Below are 3,078 nucleotides of genomic sequence, written 5' to 3'. Positions count from 1 at the left end.
TGGGTGTGGCCGATGTTGGATTTGAGGGAGCCGAGGTAGAGGGGTTGCTGGGGGTCGCGGTCGTGTCCGTAGGTGGCCAGGAGGGCTTGGGCTTCGATGGGGTCGCCCAGGCGGGTGCCGGTGCCGTGTGCTTCGACGGCGTCGATGTCGGTGGGTCGGAGTCCGGCGTTGGCCAGGGCTTGGCGGATGACGCGTTGTTGGGCGGGTCCGTTGGGTGCGGTCAGGCCGTTGCTGGCGCCGTCCTGGTTGACGGCCGATCCTCGGATGAGGGCCAGGACGGGATGCCCGTTGCGTCGGGCGTCGGAGAGCCGTTCGACCAGCAGCATCCCGGCGCCCTCACCGAGCGCCACACCGTCCGCGGCCGCGGCGAAGGCCTTGGAGCGGCCGTCGGGGGACATCACCCGTTGCCGGGAGAACTCCACCAGCATCTCCGGCGTGGACATCACCGTGGTCCCGCCGACCAGGGCCATCCCGCACTCGCCGCGGCGGAGCGCCTGCACGGCCAGGTGCAGGGCGACCAGCGACGCCGAGCAGGCCGTGTCCACGGTCACGGCGGGCCCCTCGAAGCCGAACACGTACGACAGCCGACCCGACATCACGCTGGCTGAGTTCCCCGTCCCCAGGTAGCCGTCGAAGCTGTCCTCACCGCTCTGCAACAGCTGCATGTAGTGCTGGCCGTTGGTCCCGACGAACACGCCGGTGCGGTCGCCGCGCAGCTTCGCCGAGTCGATACCGGCGCGCTCGAAAGCCTCCCAGGAGGTCTCCAGCAGCAGTCGTTGCTGGGGGTCCATGGCCAGGGCCTCACGCGGCGAGATCCCGAAGAAGGACGGGTCGAAGTCGGGCGCCTGCTGGAGGAACCCGCCCTCGCGCACGTAGGTGCGGCCGCCCGCCTCCGGATCGGGGTCGTACAGGCTCGCCAGGTCCCATCCCCGATTCGCCGGGAACGGACCGATCGCGTCCACCCCGTCCATGAGCAGCTGCCACAGCTCCTCGGGGGTGTTCACGTCTCCGGGGAAACGGCACGCCATCGACACGATCGCGATCGGCTCCCCGTCCTGCGCGGGGACCAGCCCGAACGCCTCCGCCCCGGCCGAGTCCTCCTCCGTGTCGAGCGCCAGGTCGAGCAGGTGCCGTGCCAGGGCCGTGGGATCGGGGTGGTCGAAGACCAGGGACGACACCAGGTCCAGGCCGGTGGCCTCCTTCAACCGGTTCCGCAGCTCCACCGCCGTCACCGAGTTGAAGCCCAGGTTCTTGAACGGGCGCCGCACGTCCACCTCCTCCGGAGAGGAGAGGCCGAGCACCGCCGCCACGTGCGACCGCACCAGCCGCGACACCATCGCCAACCGCGCGTCCTCGGGCTTGCCTCGGAGCGAACGCGCCAGGGAGGAGCCCTCGTCGGCTGACTTCCCGGTCCGTCCCTCCTCCGCTTGTGCGGCGCGCATCGCCCGTACCTCGGGCAGCTCGTCGAGCAGCGGGGTGGCGCGGGCGGCGGTGTAGGCGGGGGCGAACCGTTCCCAGTCGACGTCGGCGACGGCCACCCGGCCCGCACCGCGCCGCACGGTACGGCTCAGCGCGTCCAAGGCCGACGCAGGCTCGAGCGGGGCCAGACCGGTACGCCGCATCTGCTGGCCGATGGCCCCCTCCGCGGCGGGGGTTCCGGACCACGGGGCCCACGCGACCGACGTGCCCGGCAGCCCGCGGGCACGCCTGCACTCCGCGACCGCGTCGAGGTAGGCGGTACCGGCCGCGTAACCGCCCTGGCCGATGCCGCCCCACACCCCGGACACCGAGGAGAGGACGACGAACGCGTCCAGGTCCGTGTCCGCCACCAGCCGGTCCAACCTGGTCACCAGGTCGGTCCTGGCCGACAGGGCGGTGGCGAGCGCCTCGGGTGTGGTCTCCGCCAGACCCGCCAACGGGGCCGTGGGCGGTGCCACGATCACCGCCGTCGGGGACAGTTCGTCGAGCATCGTCCGCAACGCCGCCTGGTCGCGTGGGTCACACGGGACCGTGGTCACGCGCGCGGCGACGTCCGCGAGTTCCTCCGGTAGGGGACCCGACAGGCCCGACAGCGCCACGCGCTGGGCTCCGTCATCGAGCAGCCGCCGCGTCAGCGGACCGGCGACCGTCGAGATGTCGCCCACTACCAGCACGGTGCCCCGGGGGCGCCAGCCACTGCCACCGCCACCGGCGAGGACGTGGGACAGCCTGCGGCCGTAGGTGCCCGAGGGGCGGACCGCCACCTGCTCCTCGTTCCCGCGGTCCGCGATCGTCGCCGCCAGTCGCCGGAACGTGGGTCCATCGGCGTTGACCGGCAGGTCGATCAGACCGCCCCAGCGCTGCGGAAGTTCGATACCGGTGACCTGGCCCAGGCCCCACAACTGGGCCTGCGTGGCGGATGGGGCCTCACTGGGAGCCACCGCCACCGCGCCGCGGGTGACCGCCCACAGCCGGGCCTCGACCCCGGCGTCACCCACGGCCTGGATCAGGGCCAGGGAGGACGCCAGACCGGTGGGGAGTACCGGGTGCGCGGCGTCGGTGCCCTCGGCGAGGGCCAGGAGCGAGACGATCCCGCTCAGGGGGCCGCTGTCCGTGCGCTCGGCGATCTCCGCCAGCCGCCCGCACAGCCGGGAGCGGTCCGTGGCGGGCTCGACGGGCAGCACCCGCACGGTCGCGCCGCGTTCGGTCAGCTCGCGGGCGATGCCCTGTGCGGTGGGTGAGTCCGCGAGTTCCTCCGGGACCGCCAACAGCCACTGCCCGTCCAGCCGGGTGGTCTGTCCGTCCTCGTCCCGCAGCCGCTTCCAGGTCACCTGGTACGAAAGTGCGTCGGTGCCGTCGGCGGAGGCGGTCGCGCTCGACAGGGCGGCGCGGTGCGGCTCGATCCAGTGGTGTTGGTGTTGGAAGGGGTAGGTGGGCAGGGGGGTGGTGTGGCCGTCGGGGGTGAGGTGGGTCCAGTCCAGGGGGGTGCCGTGGGTCCAGGTGGTGGCCAGGGAGGTGAGTAGGCGGGTGGGGGTGTCGTCGTCGCGTCGCAGGGTGCCGGTGGTGTGGGCTGTCAGGTCGTGTTGTTCGGCGGTGTGC

The 3,078-nt window shown here is 72.8% G+C and carries 1 protein-coding gene; it reads right to left on the bottom strand.

What is annotated here, in order from left to right; translation table 11 throughout:
• Positions 1 to 3,078 (bottom strand): type I polyketide synthase (locus tag D471_RS39255; protein WP_017602338.1); only part of this gene is annotated, 3,078 nt, incomplete at both ends.

The organism is Nocardiopsis lucentensis DSM 44048 (genome assembly GCF_000341125.1).
Classification (GTDB): domain Bacteria; phylum Actinomycetota; class Actinomycetes; order Streptosporangiales; family Streptosporangiaceae; genus Nocardiopsis; species Nocardiopsis lucentensis.
The sequence above is the reverse complement of the archived record's forward strand: the minus strand, read 5'-3'. Positions and strand labels throughout refer to the sequence as shown.